At 76.4% G+C, this 21,846-nt stretch carries 19 protein-coding genes; 12 read left to right on the top strand and 7 right to left on the bottom strand.

The window, feature by feature from the left end; translation table 11 throughout:
* Positions 1-3 precede the first annotated feature (3 nt).
* From xylB to EDC03_RS04435, 7 genes are all read left to right on the top strand, one after another.
* Positions 4-1,470, top strand: coding sequence for a xylulokinase (gene xylB, locus EDC03_RS04465; RefSeq protein WP_123379003.1), 1,467 nt, complete (start codon positions 4-6; stop codon positions 1,468-1,470).
* 140 nt (positions 1,471-1,610) lie between these two features.
* Entirely contained in the window at positions 1,611-1,946 is a 336-nt protein-coding gene (locus tag EDC03_RS04460; protein ID WP_123379002.1) for a metal-sensitive transcriptional regulator, read from the top strand.
* Positions 1,947-1,978: 32 nt separating this feature from the next.
* Complete coding sequence (locus tag EDC03_RS04455) at positions 1,979-2,197, top strand: heavy-metal-associated domain-containing protein (protein ID WP_241967028.1); 219 nt, start codon at positions 1,979-1,981, stop codon at positions 2,195-2,197.
* Positions 2,194-2,397: a hypothetical protein gene (locus tag EDC03_RS04450; protein ID WP_123379001.1), complete on the top strand. Its 204-nt coding sequence runs from the start codon at positions 2,194-2,196 to the stop codon at positions 2,395-2,397. The genes EDC03_RS04455 and EDC03_RS04450 overlap by 4 nt, the downstream gene beginning before the upstream one ends.
* Before the next feature lie 47 nt (positions 2,398-2,444).
* Positions 2,445-4,703 (top strand): heavy metal translocating P-type ATPase, encoded by a 2,259-nt coding sequence (locus EDC03_RS04445; RefSeq protein WP_123379000.1) that lies wholly within the window; start codon positions 2,445-2,447, stop codon positions 4,701-4,703.
* Positions 4,704-5,032: 329 nt separating this feature from the next.
* A complete protein-coding gene (locus EDC03_RS04440) occupies positions 5,033-8,074 on the top strand; it encodes a ribonucleoside-diphosphate reductase subunit alpha (RefSeq protein ID WP_123378999.1) in 3,042 nt (1,013 codons plus the stop codon).
* On the top strand, positions 8,056-9,261 hold the full coding sequence (locus EDC03_RS04435; protein WP_123378998.1) for a ribonucleotide-diphosphate reductase subunit beta: 1,206 nt from the start codon (positions 8,056-8,058) through the stop codon (positions 9,259-9,261). Before EDC03_RS04440 ends, EDC03_RS04435 begins: the two co-directional genes overlap by 19 nt.
* Positions 9,262-9,503: 242 nt before the next feature.
* Here EDC03_RS04435 and EDC03_RS04430 read toward each other — a convergent pair whose 3' ends face one another.
* From EDC03_RS04430 to EDC03_RS04410, 5 genes are all read right to left on the bottom strand, one after another.
* Complete coding sequence (locus EDC03_RS04430; RefSeq protein WP_123378997.1) at positions 9,504-10,196, bottom strand: copper resistance CopC family protein; 693 nt, start codon at positions 10,194-10,196, stop codon at positions 9,504-9,506.
* A gap of 71 nt (positions 10,197-10,267) precedes the next feature.
* Positions 10,268-11,899 (bottom strand): PepSY-associated TM helix domain-containing protein, encoded by a 1,632-nt coding sequence (locus EDC03_RS04425; protein ID WP_123378996.1) that lies wholly within the window; start codon positions 11,897-11,899, stop codon positions 10,268-10,270.
* A gap of 180 nt (positions 11,900-12,079) precedes the next feature.
* Entirely contained in the window at positions 12,080-12,742 is a 663-nt protein-coding gene (locus EDC03_RS04420) for a hypothetical protein (RefSeq protein WP_123378995.1), read from the bottom strand.
* Between the two features lie 107 nt (positions 12,743-12,849).
* Complete coding sequence (locus EDC03_RS04415; RefSeq protein ID WP_123378994.1) at positions 12,850-13,317, bottom strand: DUF1810 domain-containing protein; 468 nt, start codon at positions 13,315-13,317, stop codon at positions 12,850-12,852.
* Between the two features lie 10 nt (positions 13,318-13,327).
* A complete protein-coding gene (locus EDC03_RS04410) occupies positions 13,328-13,723 on the bottom strand; it encodes a PGPGW domain-containing protein (RefSeq protein WP_199719935.1) in 396 nt (131 codons plus the stop codon).
* A gap of 169 nt (positions 13,724-13,892) precedes the next feature.
* Between EDC03_RS04410 and EDC03_RS04405 the strand changes: the two genes are divergently transcribed.
* On the top strand, positions 13,893-14,648 hold the full coding sequence (locus EDC03_RS04405; RefSeq protein ID WP_123378993.1) for a response regulator transcription factor: 756 nt from the start codon (positions 13,893-13,895) through the stop codon (positions 14,646-14,648).
* Entirely contained in the window at positions 14,645-16,210 is a 1,566-nt protein-coding gene (locus EDC03_RS04400) for a sensor histidine kinase (RefSeq protein ID WP_123378992.1), read from the top strand. Before EDC03_RS04405 ends, EDC03_RS04400 begins: the two co-directional genes overlap by 4 nt.
* Here EDC03_RS04400 and EDC03_RS04395 read toward each other — a convergent pair.
* Positions 16,170-17,138: an SDR family NAD(P)-dependent oxidoreductase gene (locus EDC03_RS04395; RefSeq protein WP_123378991.1), complete on the bottom strand. Its 969-nt coding sequence runs from the start codon at positions 17,136-17,138 to the stop codon at positions 16,170-16,172. The two genes, EDC03_RS04400 and EDC03_RS04395, sit on opposite strands and share 41 nt — an antisense overlap.
* Positions 17,139-17,193: 55 nt before the next feature.
* Here EDC03_RS04395 and EDC03_RS04390 point away from each other — a divergent pair, with 55 nt between their 5' ends.
* Positions 17,194-17,769, top strand: coding sequence for a TetR/AcrR family transcriptional regulator (locus tag EDC03_RS04390; protein ID WP_123378990.1), 576 nt, complete (start codon positions 17,194-17,196; stop codon positions 17,767-17,769).
* Positions 17,770-17,794: 25 nt separating this feature from the next.
* On the opposite strand, the gene EDC03_RS04385 is transcribed toward EDC03_RS04390, so the two are convergent.
* A complete protein-coding gene (locus EDC03_RS04385; protein ID WP_123378989.1) occupies positions 17,795-18,778 on the bottom strand; it encodes an LLM class F420-dependent oxidoreductase in 984 nt (327 codons plus the stop codon).
* Between the two features lie 178 nt (positions 18,779-18,956).
* On the opposite strand from EDC03_RS04385, the gene EDC03_RS04380 reads away from it, so the two are divergent.
* A complete protein-coding gene (locus EDC03_RS04380; protein WP_158674201.1) occupies positions 18,957-20,120 on the top strand; it encodes a DNA glycosylase AlkZ-like family protein in 1,164 nt (387 codons plus the stop codon).
* 167 nt (positions 20,121-20,287) lie between these two features.
* Positions 20,288-21,823, top strand: coding sequence for a cryptochrome/photolyase family protein (locus EDC03_RS04375; RefSeq protein WP_123378987.1), 1,536 nt, complete (start codon positions 20,288-20,290; stop codon positions 21,821-21,823).
* The last annotated feature ends 23 nt before the right edge of the window (positions 21,824-21,846 follow it).

Below are 21,846 nucleotides of genomic sequence, written 5' to 3'. Positions count from 1 at the left end.
CGCATGCTCGTCGCCGGCATCGACTCGTCGACCCAGTCCTGCAAGGTCGTCGTCCGCGACGCCGCCACCGGGGCGCTCGTGCGCTCCGGCCGCGCCGCGCACCCGGCAGGCACCGAGGTCGACCCGGCCGCCTGGTGGGCGGCCCTCCAGGAGGCCGTCACCGACGCCGGCGGTCTCGACGACGTCGAGGCGGTGTCCGTCGGCGCGCAGCAGCACGGCATGGTCTGCCTCGACGCGGACGGCCGGGTCGTGCGACCCGCCCTGCTGTGGAACGACACCCGCTCCGCGCAGGCCGCCGCCGACCTCATCCGCGAGCTCGGCGACGGCGACGAGGCCGCCGGGCGGCAGGCGTGGGCCGAGCAGGTCGGCGTCGTCCCCGTGGCCTCCTTCACGGTCACCAAGCTGCGCTGGCTCGCCGACGCCGAGCCCGAGAACGCCGCGCGCACCGCGGCCGTCGCGCTCCCGCACGACTGGCTGACGTGGATGCTCGCGGGCGGGCCGGCCGCCGGCCTCGAGGCGCTGGCCACCGACCGCGGCGACGCCAGCGGCACCGGCTACTTCAACGCCCGCACGAACTCCTACCTCCCCGAGGTCCTGCGCCGCGCGCTGCGCCGCGGCCCGGACGAGGAGCTGCCGCACCTGCCGCGCGTGCTCGGCCCGGCCGAGAGCGCCGGCCGCGGCAGCGCCGACGGCCCGGCCCCGGGCGTGCTGCTCGGCGCGGGCACGGGTGACAACGCCGCCGCGGCGCTCGGCGTCCAGGCGCGGCCCGGCGACGTCGTCGTCTCCGTGGGCACCTCGGGGGTCGTCTCGGGGCCCTCGGACACCGCGCCGGTCGACCCGACCGGCATCGTCGCGGGCTTCGCCGACGCCACCGGCCGCCAGCTCCCGCTCGTCTGCACGCTCAACGCGGCGCGCGTCCTCACGGCCACGGCCGACCTGCTCGGCGTCGACGTCGGCCGCCTCTCCGACCTCGCGCTCGAGGGGCCGTCCGGTGCGGGCGGTCTCGTGCTCGTGCCCTACCTCGAGGGCGAGCGGACGCCGGACCGCCCCGGCGCCACCGGTGCCGTGCACGGGCTGACCCTCTCGACGTCGACGCCGGCCCACCTGGCGCGCGCCGCCGTCGAGGGCCTGCTCTGCGGGCTCGCCGACGGCATCGACGCGCTCGTCGAGCAGGGCACCCGCGTGGACCGCGTCGTCCTCGTCGGCGGCGGCGCCCGCTCCGAGGCCGTGCGGCGCGTGGCGCCGGTCGTCCTGGGCCGTCCCGTCGTCGTGCCGCCGCCGGGGGAGTCCGTCGCCGACGGCGCCGCCCGCCAGGCCGCGTGGGCCGCGACGGGGGCCGCCGAGGCGCCCGAGTGGGGCGACGAGGCCCTGGACGGCGAGAGCGTCACCTACGACGCGCCGGAGGACCCGGCGCCCGGCCGCGCCGTCCGCGCGCGCTACGCGCAGGTGCGCGACCTCACCGACGCCTGACCGCCCCGCACGACGACGGCCCGTCCCGGCAGCGCGCCGGGGCGGGCCGTCGTCGTGCGGCCCCCGGGAAGCCCCTGAGGTCGCCGGACGTTGTGCCGATACCCCACGGGGGTAGGGTGTCGGTCGACGAGAGGGGACGCATGACGACCACCGAGGACGCCGCGGCGGACGACGGCGGGCACGGCGCCGGCGCCCACGTCGGCTACATGCAGCGCAAGGACGACTACCTCCGACGGCTGCGGCGCATCGAGGGGCAGGCCCGCGGGCTGCAGCGCATGGTCGAGGAGGAGGCGTACTGCATCGACATCCTCACGCAGGTCTCCGCGACGACCCGGGCGCTGCAGAACGTCGCGCTCGGCCTCGTCGAGGAGCACCTCGCGCACTGCGTCGCCGACGCCGTCGCGACGGGCGGCCCCGAGGCGGACGCCAAGGTCCGCGAGGCGTCCGAGGCCATCGCCCGCCTCGTCCGCAGCTGAAGCACCCCACGACCACCGCCAGGAGGCACCCCGTGAGCTCGAGCACCTACGTCGTCACCGGCATGACCTGCGAGCACTGCGTCCGGTCCGTCACCGAGGAGGTCGGCGAGGTGCCGGGCGTGGCCGGCGTCGACGTCGACCTCGCGTCGGGCCGCCTCGTCGTCACCCCGGCCGAGGGCGCCGGCCCCGTGGACGACGCCGCCGTCGCCGCGGCCGTCGCCGAGGCGGGCTACGCGCTCGCCCCGGCGTGAGCGCCCTCGAGGTCCGCGGCGCGGCCGCCGACGCGCCCGACCGCCCGGCCCGCCGGCTAGGGGCCTTCGGGCTCCTCCTCGTCGCCGTCCTCGGCGCGGGCCTGGGCGTCGGCGCGCTCGTCGGCCCGGTGACGCCGCCGGGCGCGCCCGCCGCCCCCGCGGCCCACGACGGCGACCACCCGGCGCCCGACCACGGCTGACGCCGCCCCGCACCGCCCGCCCCACCCCGCACCTCTCGGAGGCACCCATGGACCGCCCCGGCAGCATCGCCGTCCGCAGCGTCGACCTCGAGGTCGGCGGCATGACGTGCGCCTCGTGCGCGGCCCGGGTGGAGCGGAAGCTGGGGAAGCTCGACGGCGTGAGCGCCACGGTCAACTACGCCACCGAGCGCGCGCGGGTGACGGCGCCGGCCGGGACGTCGACCGACGTGCTCGTCGCCGCCGTCGAGTCCGCGGGGTACACCGCCCGCGAGCACGAGGCCGCCGCGGCGTCCGACGGCGCGGCCGAGGAGGCGCTCCGCCGGCTCCGGCTCCGGCGCCGTGTCGTCGTGTCGGCGCTGCTCTCGGTGCCGGTCGTCGTGCTCGCGATGGTCCCGGCGTGGCAGCTCCCCGGGTGGCAGTGGCTGTCCCTCGCCCTCGCGCTGCCCGTCGTCGCCTGGGGCGGGTGGCCCTTCCACCGCGCTGCCTGGACGAACCTCCGGCACGGCGCGGCGACGATGGACACGCTCGTCTCGGTCGGCACCCTCGCCGCCCTCGTGTGGTCGCTGTACGCCCTGGTCCTCGGGACGGCGGGCGAGATCGGCATGACCCACGACTTCACGTGGCTCGCCGGAGAGGCCGACGGCCTGGGGTCCGTCTACCTCGAGGCGGCGGCCGGCGTCACGACCTTCGTCCTCGCCGGGCGCTACCTCGAGGGGCGCTCGAAGCGGCGGGCCGGCGACGCCCTCCGGGCCCTGCTGGAGAGCGGTGCCAAGGACGTCGCGGTCCGCCGTCCCGCGCCCGACGGCGACGGCACCGTGGAGGTGCGCGTGCCCGTGGCCGACCTCGCCGTCGGCGACGTCTTCGTCGTCCGGCCCGGCGAGAAGGTCGCCGCCGACGGCCTCGTCCTCGAGGGCGCCTCGGCCGTCGACGTCGCGGCGCTCACGGGCGAGCCGGTGCCCGCCGAGGTGGGTCCGGGCGACGTCGTCATGGGCGGCGGCGTCAACGCCGGCGGGCGCCTCGTGGTGCGCGCGGACCGAGTGGGCGCCGACACGCAGGTGGCGCAGGTCGCCGCGCTCGTCGAGCGGGCGCAGGAGGGCAAGGCGTCGGTCCAGCGGCTGGCCGACCGCGTCTCCGCCGTCTTCGTCCCGGTCGTCGTCGCGCTCGCCGTCGCGACGCTCGGCTTCTGGCTCGGCGCCGGCGCCGGGTGGGCCACCGCCGCCACGGCCGCCGTGGCCGTCCTCATCATCGCCTGCCCCTGCGCGCTGGGGCTCGCGACGCCGACCGCGCTCATGGTCGGCACCGGCCGGGGCGCCCGGATGGGCGTCGTCGTGCGCGGGCCCGAGGTGCTCGAGCAGACGCGGCGGGCCGACGTCGTCGTGCTCGACAAGACCGGCACGGTGACGACCGGGCGGATGTCCCTGCGCGACGTCGTGCCCGCCGCCGGCGAGGACGCCGCCGCGGTGCTGCGGACGGCGGGGGCGCTGGAGGCGGCCTCGGACCACCCCGTGGCCCGCGCCGTCGCCGCGGCCGCCGCCGACCGGGGGCGGCTGCCGGACGTGACGGGCTTCGCGTCGCTCGACGGCCTCGGCGTGGAGGGCGACGTCGAGGGGCGGCGGGTCGTCGTCGGGCGCCCGCGCCTGCTCGCCGGGCGCGGGCTGGCGCTCACGCCCGCCCTCGAGGACGCCCTGGCGACCGCCGGGGCGGACGGGCGCACCGTCGTCGCGGTCGGCTGGGACGGCGCGGCGCGGGGGCTGCTCGTCGTCTCCGACACCGTCCGCCCGACGTCGGCGGAGGCGGTGCGGCGGCTGCGCGCGCTCGGGCTGCGACCGGTCCTCGTCACGGGCGACCACGAGGCGGCGGCCCGCGCCGTCGCCGCGGAGGTCGGTGTCGAGGAGGTCGTCGCGGGCGTGCTGCCCGCCGGCAAGCTCGACGTCGTCCGGCGGCTGCAGGCGGAGGGGCACGTCGTCGCGGTCGTCGGCGACGGCGTCAACGACGCCGCCGCGCTGGCGCAGGCCGACCTCGGCATCGCGATGGGGACGGGCACGGACGTGGCCGTCGAGGCCTCGGACCTCACCCTCGTGCGGGCGGACCTGCGGTCGGCGGCGGACGCGGTCCGGCTCTCGCGGGCGACGCTGCGGACCATCCGCGGCAACCTCGTGTGGGCCTTCGCCTACAACGTCGCCGCGATCCCGCTGGCGATGGCGGGGCTGCTGACGCCCATGGTCGCCGGCGCGGCGATGGCCCTGTCGTCGGTCTTCGTCGTCACCAACAGCCTGCGGCTGCGGCGGTTCCGCGCGACCGCCTGACGCCCGGGGGCGAGCCGTCCCGGCCCGCCCCGGCGGCCGGCGACGGCCCGGTGTCGGACCCCCTCGCCACACTCGTCGTGAGGCCTCGCCGGCCCCTCGCCTGGGGACGAGCGGTGGACCGACGGGGGACGAGCGGGGGACGGCGGGTGCACGACGGGGGACCGCCTGTGGACGGCGGCGCGACACGCCGACCACGACATGCAGGGCCTTGTGCCGATGTCGGCCCCCAGATGTAGTGTCGTGGTGACGCGGGGCGCTGACCACGCCGACCGCCGACCAGGACGTCGCACGAAGCCTGACGCAGACGAAGCACGAGGGAAGAGGGCTCGATGACCCAGACCGCAGAGAGGCCGTCAGCGGCCACGACGGACGGGTCGGGCGGCACGTCGCCGGCCCGTGCCCGCATCGCCGTGCTCAAGCGGGACGGCGGCGTCGCGCCGTTCGAGCCCGCCAAGATCGGCGCGGCCATGCGCGCCGCCTTCCTCGCCGTCGAGGGCCAGGGCGCGGGCGGCAGCAGCCGCGTGCGCGACCTCGTCGACGGCCTCACGCAGCAGGTCGTCACCGCCCTCGAGCGCCGCTACGGCGCCGGGCGGTCCGTCGACGTCGAGGAGATCCAGGACCAGGTCGAGCTGGCGCTCATGCGCTCCGGCGAGCACCGCGTGGCCCGCTCCTACGTCCTCTACCGCGAGGAGCACGCCCGGCTGCGCGCCGCGGCCGCCACCCTCGAGGACCCGGACGCCCGGGAGAGCGCCACGCCGGCCGAGCGGGCCGCGGCCGCCTCCGGCCTCGTCGAGCTCCCCGAGCTGCCCGGCGCCGCCCGCGTCGCCGCCTTCTCGGTCACGGCGCCCGACGGCTCGCGCGCCCCGCTCGACGTCGACCGCCTCCGCCTCGTCGTCGGCGAGGCCGCCGCCGGGCTCGACGCCGCGGTGGACGCCTCCGCCGTGCTCGCCGAGACGGCCCGCAGCCTCTACGACGGCATCACCGCCGCCGAGCTGGCCCAGGCTCCCGTCCTCGCGGCCCGCTCCATGGTCGAGACCGAGCCCGACTACAGCCAGGTCAGCGCCCGGCTGCTCCTCGACGTCCTGCGCGCCGAGGTCCTCACCCTCCTCGCCGGCGAGCCGCAGCAGGCCAGCCAGGCCGAGATGGCCGTCCGCTACCCCGCGTACTTCGCCGACTACGTGCGTCACGGCGTCGCCGACGAGCGGCTCGACCCGCGCCTGCTCGAGTTCGACCTCGAGCGGCTCGGTGCGGCGATCCACCCCGAGCGGGACCTCGACTTCACGTACCTCGGGTTGCAGACGCTGTACGACCGGTACTTCCTGCACACGAAGAACGTGCGCTTCGAGATGCCGCAGGCCTTCTTCCTCCGCGTGGCCATGGGCCTCGCGCTCGAGGAGGACGACCGCGAGGCGCGGGCCATCCAGTTCTACGAGGCGCTGTCCAGCTTCGACGTCATGACGTCGACGCCGACGCTCTTCAACGCCGGCACCGTGCGGCCGCAGCTCAGCTCCTGCTTCCTCACGACCGTCGACGACGACCTCGACGCCATCTACTCCGGCATCCGCGACAACGCGCTGCTCGCCAAGTTCTCCGGCGGCCTCGGCAACGACTGGACGCCGGTGCGCGGCACGGGCTCCTACATCAAGGGCACCAACGGCTCGTCGTCCGGCATCGTCCCGTTCCTCAAGGTCGCCAACGACACGGCCATCGCCGTCAACCAGGGCGGCAAGCGCAAGGGCGCCGTCTGCGCGTACCTCGAGACGTGGCACATCGACGTCGAGCAGTTCCTCGACCTGCGCAAGAACACCGGCGACGACCGCCGCCGCACGCACGACATGAACACGGCCAACTGGGTGCCGGACCTCTTCCTCCAGCGGGTCGAGGCCGACGGGCAGTGGACGCTGTTCTCCCCGAACGAGGTGCCGGACCTCCACGACCTCTACGGCACCGCGTTCAAGGAGCGCTACGAGCACTACGAGGCCGAGGCCGCCGCCGGGCGCATCAGCGTCTTCCGCACGGTCCGCGCGGTCGACCTCTGGCGCCGCATGCTGACGATGCTCTTCGAGACCGGGCACCCCTGGATCACCTTCAAGGACGCCTGCAACCTCCGGTCGCCGCAGCAGCACGCCGGCGTCGTGCACTCCTCGAACCTCTGCACGGAGATCACGCTCAACACGAGCAAGGACGAGGTCGCGGTCTGCAACCTCGCCTCGATCAACCTCGCGCAGCACGTCACGGCCGACGGCCTCGACGTCGAGAAGCTGCGTCGGACCGTCCGCACCGCGGTGCGGATGCTCGACGACGTCATCGACATCAACCTCTACACGATCCCGCAGGCGGAGAACTCCAACCGCAAGCACCGTCCGGTCGGCCTGGGCCTCATGGGCTTCCAGGACGCGCTGTTCACGCTGGGCCTGCCCTACGCCAGCGAGGCGGCGGTCGACTTCGCCGACACGAGCATGGAGGCCATCAGCCACGCGGCCATCAGCGCGTCGGCCGACCTGGCCGAGGAGCGCGGCGCCTATGCGTCGTTCCCGGGCTCGCTGTGGAGCCAGGGCGTCCTGCCCCACGACTCCGTGGCCCGCGTCGCCGCCGCCCGCGACGGCGACCTCGAGCAGCCGGTCGTCGAGCGCCTCGACTGGAGCTCGCTGCGCGAGCGCGTCATGAAGGTCGGCGTCCGCAACAGCAACATCATGGCCATCGCGCCGACGGCGACGATCAGCAACATCGTCGGCGTCAGCCAGTCGATCGAGCCGCAGTACCGCAACCTGTACGTCAAGGCGAACATGAGCGGTGACTTCACGGTCGTCTCGACCTCGCTCGTGCGCGCCCTGAAGGAGCGCGGGCTCTGGGACGACGTCATGGTCAGCGACCTCAAGTACTACGACGGCAGCCTCGGCGAGATCGACCGGGTGCCCGCCGACCTCAAGGCGCTCTACGCGACCGCCTTCGAGGTGGACCCGGAGTGGCTGGTGAAGGCCGGCTCGCGCCGCCAGGTGTGGATCGACCAGGCCCAGTCGCTCAACCTGTACGTCATGGAGCCCAACGGCCGGACGCTCGACCGCCTCTACCGGTCCGCGTGGCGCCACGGCCTCAAGACGACCTACTACCTGCGCAGCTCCAGCCGCACGCACGTGGAGAAGTCCACGCTGCAGGGCACCGACGGCCGTCTCAACGCCGTCGCGGTCCAGCCGGCCGCTGCTCCCGCCCCGGCGCCCGCGCCGGTGGCCGTCGCGCCGCAGGCGGCACCCGCCGCCCAGGTGCGCACCACCCCCGTCATCGCCGCGGGCATCGCCCCGGTGGTGCCGGACGTCTACCGCGCGCCGCAGGCGTGCGCCATCGAGGACCCGGAATGCGAGGCCTGCCAGTGACTCTCGACTGGGACGACGCTCCCGCCCCCCAGCCCACCGCCGGTGTCCCCGGCGCACGCCGCCCCTTCTCCGAGACGGCCCCCGACGCGGGGACCGGCGTGGACCCCCACGCCGCCGAGCTCGACTCGGCGGGCACGGCCACCGGCCTCGGCAGCGTCGAGGCCGGGGCCGGCCGGGTCGACGTCAGCGAGAAGCGGATGATCAACGGCCGCGCCGACGTCAACCAGCTCCTGCCCATGAAGTACACGTGGGCGTGGGACAAGTACCTCTCCGGCTGCGGCAACCACTGGATGCCGACCGAGGTCTCCATGCAGGCGGACATCGCCCTGTGGAACTCCCCGGGCGGCCTCACCGACGACGAGCGCCTCATGCTCAAGCGCAACCTCGGCTTCTTCGCCACGGCCGAGTCGCTCGTCGCCAACAACATCGTGCTCGCGGTGTACCGGCACCTCACCAACCCCGAGTGCCGCCAGTACCTGCTGCGCCAGGCCTTCGAGGAGGCCGTGCACACGCACACCTTCCAGTACATCTGCGAGAGCCTCGGCCTGGACGAGGGCGAGCTCTTCAACATGTACCGCGAGGTGCCGTCCATCACGGAGAAGGACGCCTGGGCGCTGCAGTACACCCAGGCGCTCGAGGACCCGGAGTTCCGCACCGGCACGCCGGAGACGGACACGCAGTTCCTGCGCGACCTCATCGCCTTCTACGTGATCTTCGAGGGCATGTGGTTCTACACGGGCTTCGCGCAGATCCTGTCGCTGGGCCGCCGCAACAAGATGGTCGGCATCGCCGAGCAGTACCAGTACATCCTCCGCGACGAGTCGATCCACCTGAACTTCGGCATCGACACGATCAACCAGATCAAGGCGGAGAACCCGCACCTGTGGAGCGAGGACTTCCAGGAGGAGGTCCGCGGCATGCTCCGCCAGGCGTGCGAGCTCGAGGTGGCCTACGGGCGCTCCACGATGCCCCGCGGCCTGCTCGGCCTCAACGCCGAGCTGTGCGAGGAGTACATGCACTTCATCACCAACCGTCGCTGCGGCCAGCTCGGCCTGGCGCCGGTGTACCCGCCCGCGGAGAACCCCTTCCCGTGGATGAGCGAGGTGATGGACCTCGGCAAGGAGAAGAACTTCTTCGAGACCCGGGTCATCGAGTACCAGACCGGCGGCGGCCTCACCTGGGACTGACCGTCCCGGCACGGCCTCGCTGACGACGACGCCCCCCACCCGCTCGGGTGGGGGGCGTCGTCGTGCGTGGTCCCACCCGCGGACGTCGCGAGCAGGCGCCTCTTCGTCGTCGGGCAGGCCTCCGGAGCGCGAGCAGGCGCCCGTTCGTGCCGTGAGACGCCGTCCGCGCACGAACAGGCGCCTGTTCGTCACCGGGGAAGGCCCTCGGAGCGCGAACAGGCGCCTGCTCGTGGTGGTGCGGGTCAGCGGGTGGGGCGGCGCCTCCGGCCGAGGACCACGGCCGCCGCCGCGCCCAGCGCCACGACGACGAGGACCGCGACGACGGGCGCCCACGGGACGCCGCCGTCGGTGCCGGCCGCGGGCTCCGTCGCGTCGGCGGTCGGGCTCGGCGCGACGTCGGGCTCGGACGTCGTCGGCGCCGCGCTGGTGGGCGACGGCGCCGGGCTCGCGGACGGCGTCGGCGCGGCCGTCGTGGGCGCCGCGGCGACGTCGAGGGTGAAGGGGATCTCGCCGCTGATGGGGTGCCCGTCGGACGACGTCACGCGGTAGACGACGTCGTACGCGCCGGCCGGGAGGTCGTCGGGGAGGTCGAGGACGACGTCGCGGCCGTCGACCCGCGAGGCGTCCGCCGCGACGACGGCGTCGCCGCCCTCGTGCAGCTCGGCCACCGTCCCGAGCTCCTGCACCTCCGCCGAGAAGGTCAGCACGACCTCGGCGGGGACGGCGTCGAGCGTCTCGTCCGCCGCGGGGGTGGAGGAGACGAGCCGGTCGTGGGCGGCCGCGCCCGGCGCGCCGACGAGCAGGAGCCCCGCCGACAGGCCGAGCGCGCCGACGGCGGCCGCCGCCCGCCGCGCCGGGACGGCGCCGACACGGGCGGCGGCCCGGGCGCGGGCGGCGTGGCGGGTGGCGGTCCGGGTGCTCTGTGCGCTGCGCATGGTGCCTCCAGGGTGACCCACCCCCGCGTGCCCCGGGAGCGCGGGGGCGCAGGACGGGACGTCCGCGCCCGTCACGTGGTCGCCGGTGCCTGCGGCCGCCGGCGCCGGACGACGCCCACCGCGGCGTCGGCCACGAGGAAGACGACGAGCGACGCCGCCAGCATCGGCAGCGCGTAGCCCACGGCGACGACCACGAGGACCAGCGGCACGAGCACCGGCAGCGGGAGGCGGCGCAGGCCGCCGCGCGCCGGGGCGGCGGGCAGCCGCCACCACGGGCCGCGCGGGGGACGGCGCGACCACCACATGCGGTAGCCGAGCACCGTCACCGCGGCGACGCCGGCGGCCAGGAGCGCGAGGGCGACCTGGTTGACGAGGCCGAACATCGAGCCCATGTGGACGTCGACGCCCCAGCGGGCCATCTTCGCCATGAAGGGGTAGTCGGCGAAGCGGGTGTCGGAGACGACCTCCCCGGTGCTGCCGTCGACGGCGACCGCGTCGACCTGCGTGGGGAACCCGCGGTCGATCTCGGTGACGGCCCACGCCTCGTCGACGTCGGCCGGCGGCTTGATCTCCAGCTTGCCGGCCGTGATGTCGGCGCCGCGGGCGGAGGCGAGGACGTCGTCCACACCGGACCAGTCGGCCGTCGTCGTCGGCAGGGCGCTGCCGTGGCCCGCGTGGCCGTCGTCCTCGCCGGTGATCGCCGCGTGCTCCTCGTCGGAGTGCGCCGCGTGCTCGTCCGCCGTCATGTCCTCGCCCGCGCCGCCGTGGTCGGCGTGCTCGTCGGCCGCGCCGGACGCGGCGTCCGGGCTGTCCTCCGGGACGACCTCGGCGCCGGCGCCGGCCGTGAGGCCCGTCTCGAGCGCGGGGTTGGACCAGCCCGCGGCGGCGCGCAGGTCGGTGATGTTCGTGCCGGCGAAGCGCGACCAGGTGAGGCCGGTCGCGGAGAGCATGAGCATCCCGAGCACCAGCCCGAGGCCGACCACGCCGTGCCACGAGCGCAGCCGCGCGCGGCGCGGGCCCGACGTCTGCGGGACGACGAGCGCCTTCGCACTGCGCCTGCGCCGCGCCCGCCCGACCCACAGCGCCAGGCCGCCGAGGGCGACGACCCACAGCCAGGACGCCGCGAGCTCGCTGTAGAGGCGGCCCGCCTCGCCGAGGTGCAGCTGGCGGTGGAGGAGCCCGACCCACGTGTGCACCGGCATGGCGCCGCTCGTGCCGTAGACGTACTCGCTGCCGAGGACGACGCCGGTGCCGGGGTGGACGAAGACGGCCCGCGTCGTGGACTCCGGCAGCGTGCCGTCGTCGAGCATGACGCGGGTCGTGCCCTCGACGTCCGGCGCGGGCCGCACGGCGACGACGTCGCCGCCCATGCCGGGGGCGTCGGCGTCGACGCCCGGCACGGTGCCGTCGGCGGCGGCCGCGGTGGCCGCGAGCACCTGGTCGGCGAGCGGGAGGGGGGCCGTCACGGGGTCGACGGTGAGGAGGTCGGCGTAGATCGGCCGCTCGATGACGGGCGTGAGGGCGTAGAGGCCACCGCTGACCGCGGCGACGAGGACGAAGGGGGCGACGAAGAGCCCCGCGAGGAAGTGCAGGCGCAGGAGCAGGGGGCGCAGCAGGTCGGCCGTGCGTCCGCGCGGGGCCGGCTCGGGCCGGTCGGCGGGGTCGGCGGGCGGGGCGGGGCGCGGGGGCGTGGTGGTGGTCATGGCGGGTCCTTCCACGGGCGGCGCGACGGTGCGCCGCCCCGGGGGGCGGGTGGTCGGCGTCGGCGGCCGGACCCGCGGGACCCGTCCCGGCCCACGGCGGCACGACCGCACGTCCGGAGAGACGTCGGCGGTGCCGTCCGGGACCACGGGTCCCGGACGGGTGGGGAGGGAGGGGCGCCGTCAGACGGCCGCGAGCACCCGCGGCGGCCCGCGGTGGGGCAGCGCGGCGACGACGACGCCCGTCGGCACCGTGCGGCGCCGGGCCGGACCGGGCCGCACCCGCGGCGTCGGGCCGGCGAGGGGGCCGCGCAGCAGCACGAGGAGGGCCGGCAGCACCCGGGTCGCCCACGCGACGGCGGACGCCCAGGCCCGGTCCGCGGCCACGACGGCCGCCGAGGTGACGAGCGTGGCGACGACGTGGGCGAGGAGCATCGGCGACGTCGCCTGGTCCAGCACCGCCGCGAGCGGGCCCTCCGCCGCGGCGCCGCCGGGGCGCGGCATCCGGGGCAGCAGGCCGTGGACGTGGCCGCCGGGGGCCAGCGGGGCGGCGGACGCCGTGGCGACCGGCGCGCTCAGCCCGGTGAGGAGGCCGTGGAGCGCCGCCTGGCCGACGGCGAGCACGGGGACGACCTCGCGGTGGCGCAGCCGCCCGCGGGCGGCGGGCCGCGCCCGGGCCAGCGCCGCGGAGGCGGCCGTCACGAGGACGGCGACGAGGAGGAGGAGGGCCGGCGCGGGCAGGGCGCCGCCGCCGAGGACGTGCGCCCCTGCGGCGAGCGCGAGCACGAGGGAGCCGAGGACGGCAGCACGCAGCTGCTGCAGCACCCCTGCGTGCCCGACGTCCACGGGGGCACCGTACGCGGCAGGAGGGACGTCCCGGAAGGTTCCGCCGCGTCCGCGTCAGAAGTGGTCGGACCGGGACGGGAGGGGCGGCGCGACCGGCCGGTCCCCGGTCAGCGCCCGAGCAGCGCCAGCGTCCGCGGGTCCTCGACGCCGTCGCAGCAGCGGTCCAGCACCGTGCGGAAGACCTGGGAGCTCTCCCCGGCGTCCTCGGCGGCGAGCGCGAAGAGCGTCACGGAGGAGCGGAGCTTGAGGGCGTCGACGGACCCCAGCGCGGCGACGGCGTCGACGGGACCGGTCGGCGTCCCGTCCCGGCCGGGGAGGTCGGCGAGGGCGGCCGCGCACTCCCGCAGCCGCGGACCGAGGACGGGGTGGGCGAGGTAGTCCCGCGCCTCCGCGAGGCCGTGGACGCCGTAGTGCTGCGAGGTCGGGGAGGAGCCGAGCCCGGCGAGCTGCGGCAGGACGTACCAGATCCAGTGGCCGCGCTTGCGGCCCGCGCGCAGCTCGGCGAGCGCGCCCTCGTAGGTACCGCCCCCCTGCGCGTCGACGAAACGCTGCAGCCCTGCGTCGGTGCCCGTCATCGCCGCCTCCTCAGACCGGCGCCCGGCGCACGACGCTCCGGGCGTACAGCAGGGTGCCGACGAGGAAGATGCCGCTCACGACGAGGAGCACGGCCGTCAGCTCCGAGACGAAGGGGACCGACACCCCGGACAGGCGCACGACCCCGGTGCCGGCGAGGGCGGCCGCGCACGTGAGGGCCATGAGCGCCGACGTGCGGTGGCGTCCGACCTGGCGGACCCCGGCCTCGGCGCGGTTGCGGGCGTAGCCGAGCGGCTTGCGCGCCCAGGCGAACTCCGTGGCGAGCAGCGCGAGGCCGAGGGCCACGAGCACCATGCCCGGGCCCGGCAGCACGAGCAGCGCGATGCCCGTGAGGGTGAGCAGCCCGCCGACGACGGCGGTGACGAGCGTGGCGGCGTGGCGACGCACGAGGGGCCTCCTGGGTCCGGCCGGGAGGACCCGGGGCGGCAGCTGCGGCGGCCAGCCTGCCACGACGGCCGGGCGCGGGCGCTCCCACCGGACCCGCCCCACGACCCGCACAGGCGGCGCACAGCCGACGCACGGGCGGCGGACGGCGGGCGGGGGCACCCTTGCCGCCATGACGACCCCCACCGCGTCCGCGCGCAGCGGCCTCGTGCGCCGCGACGGCAGCCCCCTGCGGGTCCTCGTCGTCGACGACGAGGCCAACCTGCGGGACCTGCTGCAGATGGCGCTGCGCTACGAGGGCTGGGACGTCCGGACGGCGCCCGACGGCGGCAGCGCCGTCCGCGAGACCCGGACGTGGCGGCCGGACGCCGTCGTCCTCGACGTCATGCTTCCCGACCTCGACGGCCTCGAGGTCCTGCGACGGGTGCGGGCCGACGGCGTCGACGTCCCCGTGCTCTTCCTCACCGCGCGCGACGCGGTGGAGGACCGGGTGGCCGGCCTCACCGCCGGCGGCGACGACTACGTCACCAAGCCCTTCAGCCTCGAGGAGGTCGTCGCGCGGGTCCGTGCCCTCCTGCGCCGGACGGGCGCGACCGGCTCGGCCCCCGACAGCGTCCTCGTCGTCGGCGACCTCGAGCTCGACGAGGACAGCCACGAGGTGCGCCGCGGCGGCGAGGAGGTCCGGCTCACCGCCACGGAGTTCGAGCTGCTGCGCTACCTCATGCGCAACCCGCGCCGTGTCCTGTCGAAGGCGCAGATCCTCGACCGCGTCTGGAGCTACGACTTCGGCGGCCAGGCCAACGTCGTCGAGCTCTACATCTCCTACCTGCGCCGCAAGGTCGACAAGGGCCGGGCGCCGATGATCCACACGCTCCGGGGGGCGGGCTACGTCATCAAGCCGGGGGCCGCCCCCGACGACGGCGCATGAGCCGCCGCGGGCGCCGGGCCGGCCGGCGGCCGTGGACGCTGCGCGCGCGCCTCCTCGCCGGGCTGAGCGCCGTCCTCGTGGGCGTCCTCCTGCTGACGGGCGGCGTCACGCTGCTCGTCGTCGACCGGGTGCTCGTCGGGCAGGTCGACCAGCAGGTGCGGTCGGAGGTGGCGCAGGCGGGGGTCGGCGACGGGCCCCCGGGACCGGGCGGTCCGGCTCGGGATCAGGACCAGCCGGACTTCCTGCTGCGTGGGCTCGGGGTCGGGTCCCTCGGCGCGCGCGTCGAGGACGGGCAGATCGTCGCCGCGACGCTCGTCGGGAACCGCGCGGGGCCTCCGCAGCAGCAGTACCTCGACGCCGACCAGGCCGCCCCGCTCGCGGCCGTCCCCCTCGACGAGCCGGTCACCGTGGACGTCCCCGGGCTCGGCGAGTACCGCGTGGCGGCGACGGCCACGGACGCGGGCAGCGTGCTCGTCGGGCAGCCGCTGGAGCCGACGACCACCGTCGTGCGCGAGCTCGCGGTGGCCGTCCTGCTGCTCGCCGCGCTCGGCATCCTCGCCGCGGTCCTGGCGACCAACGCCGTCCTCGCCCGGGGCCTCCGGCCGCTGCGCCGCGTCGCCGCGACGGCGACGGCGGTCTCGCGCCTGCCCCTCGACCGCGGCGCGGTGGACCTCCCGGTGCGGGTGCCGCCGCGGGACACCGACCCGTCCACCGAGGTGGGGCAGGTCGGCGCCGCGCTGGACCGGCTCATCGTCCACGTCGGCTCCGCGCTCGACGCGCGGCACCGCAGCGAGACGCAGGTGCGCCAGTTCGTCGCCGACGCGAGCCACGAGCTGAGGACGCCGCTCGCGTCGGTGCGCGGGTACGCCGAGCTGGCGCTGCGCCGGCGCGACGACCTCCCGCCCGAGGTGGCGCACGCCGTCGAGCGCGTCGAGTCGCAGGCCACCCGGATGACCGGGCTCGTCGAGGACCTCCTGCTCCTCGCCCGGCTGGACGCCGGGCGGCCGCTCGAGCGCGAGGAGGTCGAGCTGCCGCTGCTCGTCGTCGAGGCCGTCAGCGACGCGCAGGTGACGGGGCCCGACCACCGCTGGGTGCTCGACCTGCCCGAGGGCGGGGACGACGAGGACGACGGCGAGGCGCTCGTCGTCCCGGGCGACGCGGCCCGGCTGCACCAGGTGCTCGCGGGGCTGCTGGCCAACGCGCGGACCCACACGCCGCCCGGCACGACGGTGACGACGCGGCTGCGCGCGGTGGACGGCGGGGCCGAGGTCGTCGTCGAGGACGACGGGCCCGGCGTGGACCCGGCCGTGCTGCCCACGGTGTTCGAGCGCTTCGCCCGGGCCGACACCTCGCGCTCGCGGGCGGCCGGCAGCACGGGGCTCGGGCTCGCGATCGCGCGGGCCGTCGTCGAGGCGCACGGCGGGACCGTCGGGGTCGCGTCACGGCCCGGGCGCACGGCCTTCCGCGTGGTGCTGCCCGGCGCCGCGGCGGTACCGCCCGCGGCGCCGGCGGAGGTCGCCGTCAGCCCTGCGCGCGGGCGGCGGCGAGCAGCTCCTCGCTGACGTCCCAGAGCAGGCGGGCGTCGTCGGCGTCGAGCGCGTGCGGCAGCACGCCGTGGAGCCCGTCGAGCTGCTCGACCACCTCGGCCTCGTGGCAGTCCTCGAAGTAGCGGCCGCCGACCCCCGCCACGAGCGGGGAGGTGGCGAGGAAGACGGACGTCGCGGCGCCCTGCTCCGTCGACTTCATGCGGAAGAGGCCGGCGGCCTCGGCCTGCTCCGACTGCCGCTCGGCCGCCGCGCGCTGCTCGGCGCTCCAGTGCCGCTGCAGCGGCGTCCAGATGCCGCCGGGCATGAGGGCGTTGGCGGTGATCCCGTCGCCCGCCCAGCGCCGCGTCGCCTCCACGGCGAAGAGGACGTTCGCCGTCTTCGACTGCCCGTAGGCGAGGCCCCCGTCGTACGCGCGGTGCTCGAACATGAGGTCGTCGAGGACGACGGGGGAGGCCGCGTGGCCGCTGGACGAGACGACGACGACCCGGGCGTCGCCGGCCGCGGCCAGCGCGTCGTGGAGCCCGGTCGCGAGGGCGAAGTGCCCGAGGTGGTTGGTGCCGAGCTGGGTCTCCCAGCCCTGCGCGGTCGTGCCCCGCGGGGTGTCCATGACGCCGGCGTTCGCGACGAGGACGTGGAGCGGGCCCTCCCACGCGGCGGTGAAGGCGTCGACGGAGGCGAGGTCGGCGAGGTCGAGGGCGGCCACGTGCACGGCGTCGTCCCGGCCGCTCGTGCGGCGCAGGTCCGCGGCCGTGCGCTCGCCGGCCGCCGTGTCGCGGACGGCGAGCGTCACGTCGGCGCCCGCGTGGACGAGGGCACGGGCGGTCTCCACGCCGATGCCGGAGGAGGCGCCGGTGACGACGGCGCGGCGCCCGGTGAGGTCGGCGCCGTCGACCACCTCGAGCGCGGTGGAGGTGCTGCCGAAGGGGCTCGTGATCCGTGTCATGAGAGTAGGTAACCAACCAGTTGGTTACTCCGCAAGAGGTGCGTAGGGTGGCGCCGTGGCGAGGGACGGGGAGGCGAGCCGGCGGCGGCTGCTCGACGCCGCCACGGCCGAGTTCGGCGAGCACGGCCTGGCCGGCGGGCGCGTGGACCGCATCGCCGCGGCGTCCGGGGTCAACAAGGCGCAGATGTACGGGTGGTTCGGCTCGAAGGACGGGCTCTTCGACGCCGTCTTCGACGACCAGCTGCACCGCATCGTCGACACGGTGCCCTTCACCCCCGAGGACCTGCCCGGCTACGCCGTACGCCTCTACGACAGCTACCTCGCCGCGCCGGACCTCATCCGGCTCACGAGCTGGCACCGGCTGGAGCGGGTCCGGTCGGGCCCCCTCCTCCGCACGGGCACCGAGGTGTGGACGGGCCCGAAGCTCGACGGCGTCGTCCGGGCCCAGGAGGCCGGGCTCGTCGTCGACGACGTCCGCCCGGAGGACGTGTACGCGCTCGTCATCGCGCTGGCCGGCGCGTGGTCGCCCGTGAGCGGCGTGCACGTCGCGACGCCCGACGACGACGAGGCCGACCACGAGCGGCGGCGCGGCACGCTGCGACGGGTCGTCGCGCGGGCGCTCGTCCCCTGACCGCACCCGGCCCCGGGCGGGCGTCTCAGGCGAGCGCCGGGACGACCTCGCGCTCGAAGAGCTCTATCCCGGAGGTGTCGTACGCCGCCTCGGCGAAGTACGTGATGGCGTAGGTCATCCCGAGGTCGCCGACGGCGCGCAGCGCCTCGACCACCTGCTCGGGCGTGCCGACGGCCGGCCCCGAGCGCAGGCCCTCGACGACCTCGTCGGCCCTGTCCGGCGCGACGGACGCCACCCGGGCGCGGACCTGCTCGAGGCGGTCGGCCACCTCGGCCTCGTCCCGCCCGACGACGACGTTGTAGTTGGCGCTGCGGGTGATGGCGTCGTAGTCGCGCCCGAGGTCGCGGCAGTGCCCCTCGAGCACCGACGACTTGTGCGCGAAGCCCTCGGCCGACCCGTCGAAGTTCGTGCACGCCGCGTAACGCGCGGCCGTCCGCAGCGTCTTCTTCTCGCCGCCGCCGGCGACCCAGAGGGGGATGCCGCCCTCCTGCAGCGGCAGCGGCCGGCAGAGGGCGCCGTCGACCCGGTAGTGCTCGCCGTCGAGCGTCGCGACGCCCTGGGTCCACAGCTGCCGCATGATCTCGACGCCCTCCTCGAGCATCGCCAGCCGCTCGCCCGCGCGGGGGAAGCCGTACCCGTAGGCGCGCCACTCGTGCTCGTACCAGCCGGCGCCGATGCCCATCTCGACCCGGCCGCCGGAGACGACGTCGACGGTGGCGGCGACCTTCGCGAGGTACGCGGGGTTGCGGTAGCCCATGCACGTGCACATCTGCCCGAGCCGGACCCGCTCGGTGACGGCCGCGAAGGCCGCCATGAGCGTCCACGCCTCGTGGGTCGCCTCCTCGGTCGGCACCGGCACGGTGTGGACGTGGTCGTAGACCCACAGCGACTCCCACGGCCCGGCGTCCGCCCGCTGCGCGATGCCCTTCATCACCGACCACTGGTCGGCGGGCTCGACGCCCACGAGGTCGAGCCGCCAGCCCTGGGGGACGAAGAGACCGAAGCGCATGCCGTGACGCTAGGCCGCGGGCGTCCCCGGCGGGGCCGACGGCGTGGTGCGGCGCGCACGGACCTGCACAACTCGTGGCGGCGTCGACCGGCGGGGCGCTGACCTGGGACGACGCCGGGCGCCGAGGAGCTGTGCAGGTCCGGCCGCGGACGTCCACGGCAGGTCTAGCGTCGCCGCCGTGGTCGGCGGCGCGGTGCTCCGGGTCTCCCGCCGTCGCGCGCTCGCGGCGCGGCTCGTGGCGCAGGGGCTGGACGCGCGCGGGCCCGACGTCGCGGCGCTCGCCGTCCTCGACGTCGGGCTCGCCGACAGCCCCTACGGCGCGGCCCGGGTCGCCGCCGCGGCGCGGACGACCGGTCCCGTCGACGACGTCGGCCGCCACGACGGGCCCCTGCCCACCGCGTGGACCGTCCGCGGGGCCCCGCACGTGCACCGCGCCGTCGACCTGCCGACGGTCGGCCGTGCCGTCCACCCCGTCTCGGACGACGACGTCCGCGCCCGCCTCGTGTCCCCGCAGGCCGCAGGGGCGCGGGAGCTCGGGCTCGAGGCGTGGCGGCTCGTCACGGCGGCCGTGCGGGCGGTGGCCGCCGCGCACGGGGGCGTCGTCGCGAAGGGCGACCTCAGCCGCGAGGTCAGCGACCGGGTCCCGGCGTCGCTCACCCACCGGTGCGACCCGTGCGACGCCCAGCACGTCAGCGCCCTGACGTTCCAGCCCGCCGGGCTCCAGGCGGGCCTCGTGCTCGACACGACGGCGCGGGCGCTCGTCCTGCGGTCGCTGCCCGGCTGGCCGGACGACCTCGGCGTCCCGGACCCGGCCGCGGTCGGCGCGCTGCTGCGCCGCCTCGTCGACCTCCACGGGCCGGTCGCACCCGGCGACCTGGCGGCGCTCGTCGGCACCTCGGCGCGCGTCGTCCACGGCCTGCTGCCCGCCGACCTCGTGCCCGTCGAGGTCGACGGCCGTGCAGCCCTCGCGACGCCCTGGTTCGTCGCCCTCCTCGAGGACCCGGGCGTCGAGGAGCGCGCCGCCGGCTCGGTGCGCCTCCTGCCTCCGGGCGACCCGTGGCTGCAGTCGCGGGACCGCGCCCTCACCGTCCCCGACCCGGGCCGCCGGAAGCAGGTGTGGCGGCCGCTCGGCAGCCCCGGCGTCGTCCTGGCGGCCGGCGAGGCCGTCGGGACGTGGCGCGCGAAGGCCGGGCCGCGCCGGTCGGCGGGTCGCCGCGACGACGTCGTCGTGACGCCGTGGGCGCCGTGGGCCGACGCCGAGGCGGGCGCCGTCGCGGAGGAGGCACTCGTCGTCGCCCGCGCGCGGGGCGCGGACGACGTCCGCCTCGTCGTCGAGAGCTGACCGCCGACGCCGTTCCCGCACGGCGACAGGAGTTGCTCCTGCGGCCTCCGTGTTCTCCCTGGTCAGCGGCCCGACGCCACCCGGTGGGTCGACCATCTCCTGCAGCACGGCGGCGCAGGTCCGTCGGTCGACGGGCGCCCGCCCGCCGCCTCGCGCAGCATCGGCCCATGGCGACCGCACCCGGCCCCACCCGCTGGCTCTTCGGGGACCAGCTGGGCCCGCACTTCCTCGGCGAGCCCGGGCACCACGCCGACGACGGCGAGCAGCCCGTCGTCATCATCGAGTCGCGGAAGGTGTTCGGGCGGCGTCGCTTCCACCGCCAGAAGGCCCACCTCATCGTCTCGGCGATGCGCCACCGCGCCGCCGAGCTGGGGGACCGGTGCACCTACTACCGCACCGGCACCTACGGCGAGGGGCTGGCGAGGCTGCCGAAGAAGGCGCTGCCGCTGAGCGTCTGCTCGCCGACGTCGCGGCCCGCCGAGGACTTCGTCCGCGGGCTCGACGGCTCGGGCGACCTGCCGGCCGTCGAGGTGCTGCCCGCCCGCGGCTACGCGACGCCGCGGGAGGACTTCCGCCGCTGGGCCGACGGCACCAAGCAGCTGCTCATGGAGGAGTTCTACCGCCGCGCCCGGCGGGCGCACGGCGTCCTCATGGAGGGCGCGGACCCCGTCGGCGGCCGGTGGAACTTCGACCACGAGAACCGCGAGCCCCCGCCCAAGAAGCAGAAGACCCTCGGGCTGCCGACGCCGTGGCTGGCGGAGGAGGACGAGATCGACGAGGAGGTGCGCGCGGACCTCGACCGCTGGGAGGCCGACGGCGACGTCTCCTTCGTCGGCACCGACGGCCCGCGGGTCTTCGCCGCGTCGCGGACGGAGGCGCTCGCGGCGCTCGACGACTTCGTCACCCGGCGGCTGCCGACCTTCGGGCCGCACGAGGACGCCGTCCTCGAGGAGGACGAGTGGATGGCGCACTCGATGCTCTCCGCACCGATGAACCTCGGGCTGCTCGACCCGCTCGAGTGCGTCGAGCGCGCCGAGCAGGCCTACCGCGACGGCGACGCCCCGCTCGCCTCGGTCGAGGGCTACGTGCGGCAGCTCATCGGCTGGCGCGACTACATCTGGCACGTGTACTGGTACGCGGGCGCGGACTACACGAGGCGCAACGCCCTCGAGGCGCACGAGCCGATCCCGGAGTGGTTCTCCGAGCTGGACGCCGACGCCGTCGAGGCCCGGTGCCTGTCGTGGGCGCTGCGCGGGGTCCGCGACCGCGGGTGGGTCCACCACATCCCGCGCCTCATGGTGCTCGGCAACTACGCGCTCCAGCGCGGTTGGGACCCGGGCGAGCTGACGGCGTGGTTCCAGCGCAGCTTCGTGGACGGCTACGACTGGGTCATGGCCGCCAACGTCGTCGGCATGAGCCAGCACGCCGACGGCGGCCTCATGGCCACGAAGCCGTACGCGTCCGGCGGTGCCTACATCAACCGGATGACCGACCACTGCGGCGGCTGCCGGTACAAGCCCACCGTCCGCGTCGGCGACGACGCCTGCCCCTTCACGGCCGGCTACTGGTGGTTCCTCGACCGCAACGCCGAGCGGCTCGAGGGCAACTTCCGCATGAAGCGGGCCCTCGACGGGCGGCACCGGCTCAAGGACCTCGAGGCCCTCGTGGAGCAGGAGCGGGCCCGCGGAGGCGACGCCCCCTGACCACCCCGCCCGCCGCACGACGA

The sequence above is a fragment of the Pseudokineococcus lusitanus genome (assembly GCF_003751265.1).
GTDB classification, from domain to species: Bacteria; Actinomycetota; Actinomycetes; order Actinomycetales; family Quadrisphaeraceae; genus Pseudokineococcus; species Pseudokineococcus lusitanus.
The sequence above is the reverse complement of the archived record's forward strand: the minus strand, read 5'-3'. Positions and strand labels throughout refer to the sequence as shown.

Bases quoted from the DNA above. Each gene is read 5' to 3' on its own strand.
- xylB (WP_123379003.1), top strand. From the start codon at position 4: ATGCTCGTCGCCGGCATCGACTCGTCGACCCAGTCCTGCAAGGTCGTC.
- EDC03_RS04460 (WP_123379002.1), top strand. From the start codon at position 1,611: ATGACGACCACCGAGGACGCCGCGGCGGACGACGGCGGGCACGGCGCC.
- EDC03_RS04445 (WP_123379000.1), top strand. From the start codon at position 2,445: ATGGACCGCCCCGGCAGCATCGCCGTCCGCAGCGTCGACCTCGAGGTC.
- EDC03_RS04440 (WP_123378999.1), top strand. From the start codon at position 5,033: ATGACCCAGACCGCAGAGAGGCCGTCAGCGGCCACGACGGACGGGTCG.
- EDC03_RS04435 (WP_123378998.1), top strand. From the start codon at position 8,056: ATGCGAGGCCTGCCAGTGACTCTCGACTGGGACGACGCTCCCGCCCCC.
- EDC03_RS04430 (WP_123378997.1), bottom strand. From the start codon at position 10,196: ATGCGCAGCGCACAGAGCACCCGGACCGCCACCCGCCACGCCGCCCGC.
- EDC03_RS04425 (WP_123378996.1), bottom strand. From the start codon at position 11,899: ATGACCACCACCACGCCCCCGCGCCCCGCCCCGCCCGCCGACCCCGCC.
- EDC03_RS04415 (WP_123378994.1), bottom strand. From the start codon at position 13,317: ATGACGGGCACCGACGCAGGGCTGCAGCGTTTCGTCGACGCGCAGGGG.
- EDC03_RS04405 (WP_123378993.1), top strand. From the start codon at position 13,893: ATGACGACCCCCACCGCGTCCGCGCGCAGCGGCCTCGTGCGCCGCGAC.
- EDC03_RS04400 (WP_123378992.1), top strand. From the start codon at position 14,645: ATGAGCCGCCGCGGGCGCCGGGCCGGCCGGCGGCCGTGGACGCTGCGC.
- EDC03_RS04395 (WP_123378991.1), bottom strand. From the start codon at position 17,138: ATGACACGGATCACGAGCCCCTTCGGCAGCACCTCCACCGCGCTCGAG.
- EDC03_RS04385 (WP_123378989.1), bottom strand. From the start codon at position 18,778: ATGCGCTTCGGTCTCTTCGTCCCCCAGGGCTGGCGGCTCGACCTCGTG.
- EDC03_RS04375 (WP_123378987.1), top strand. From the start codon at position 20,288: ATGGCGACCGCACCCGGCCCCACCCGCTGGCTCTTCGGGGACCAGCTG.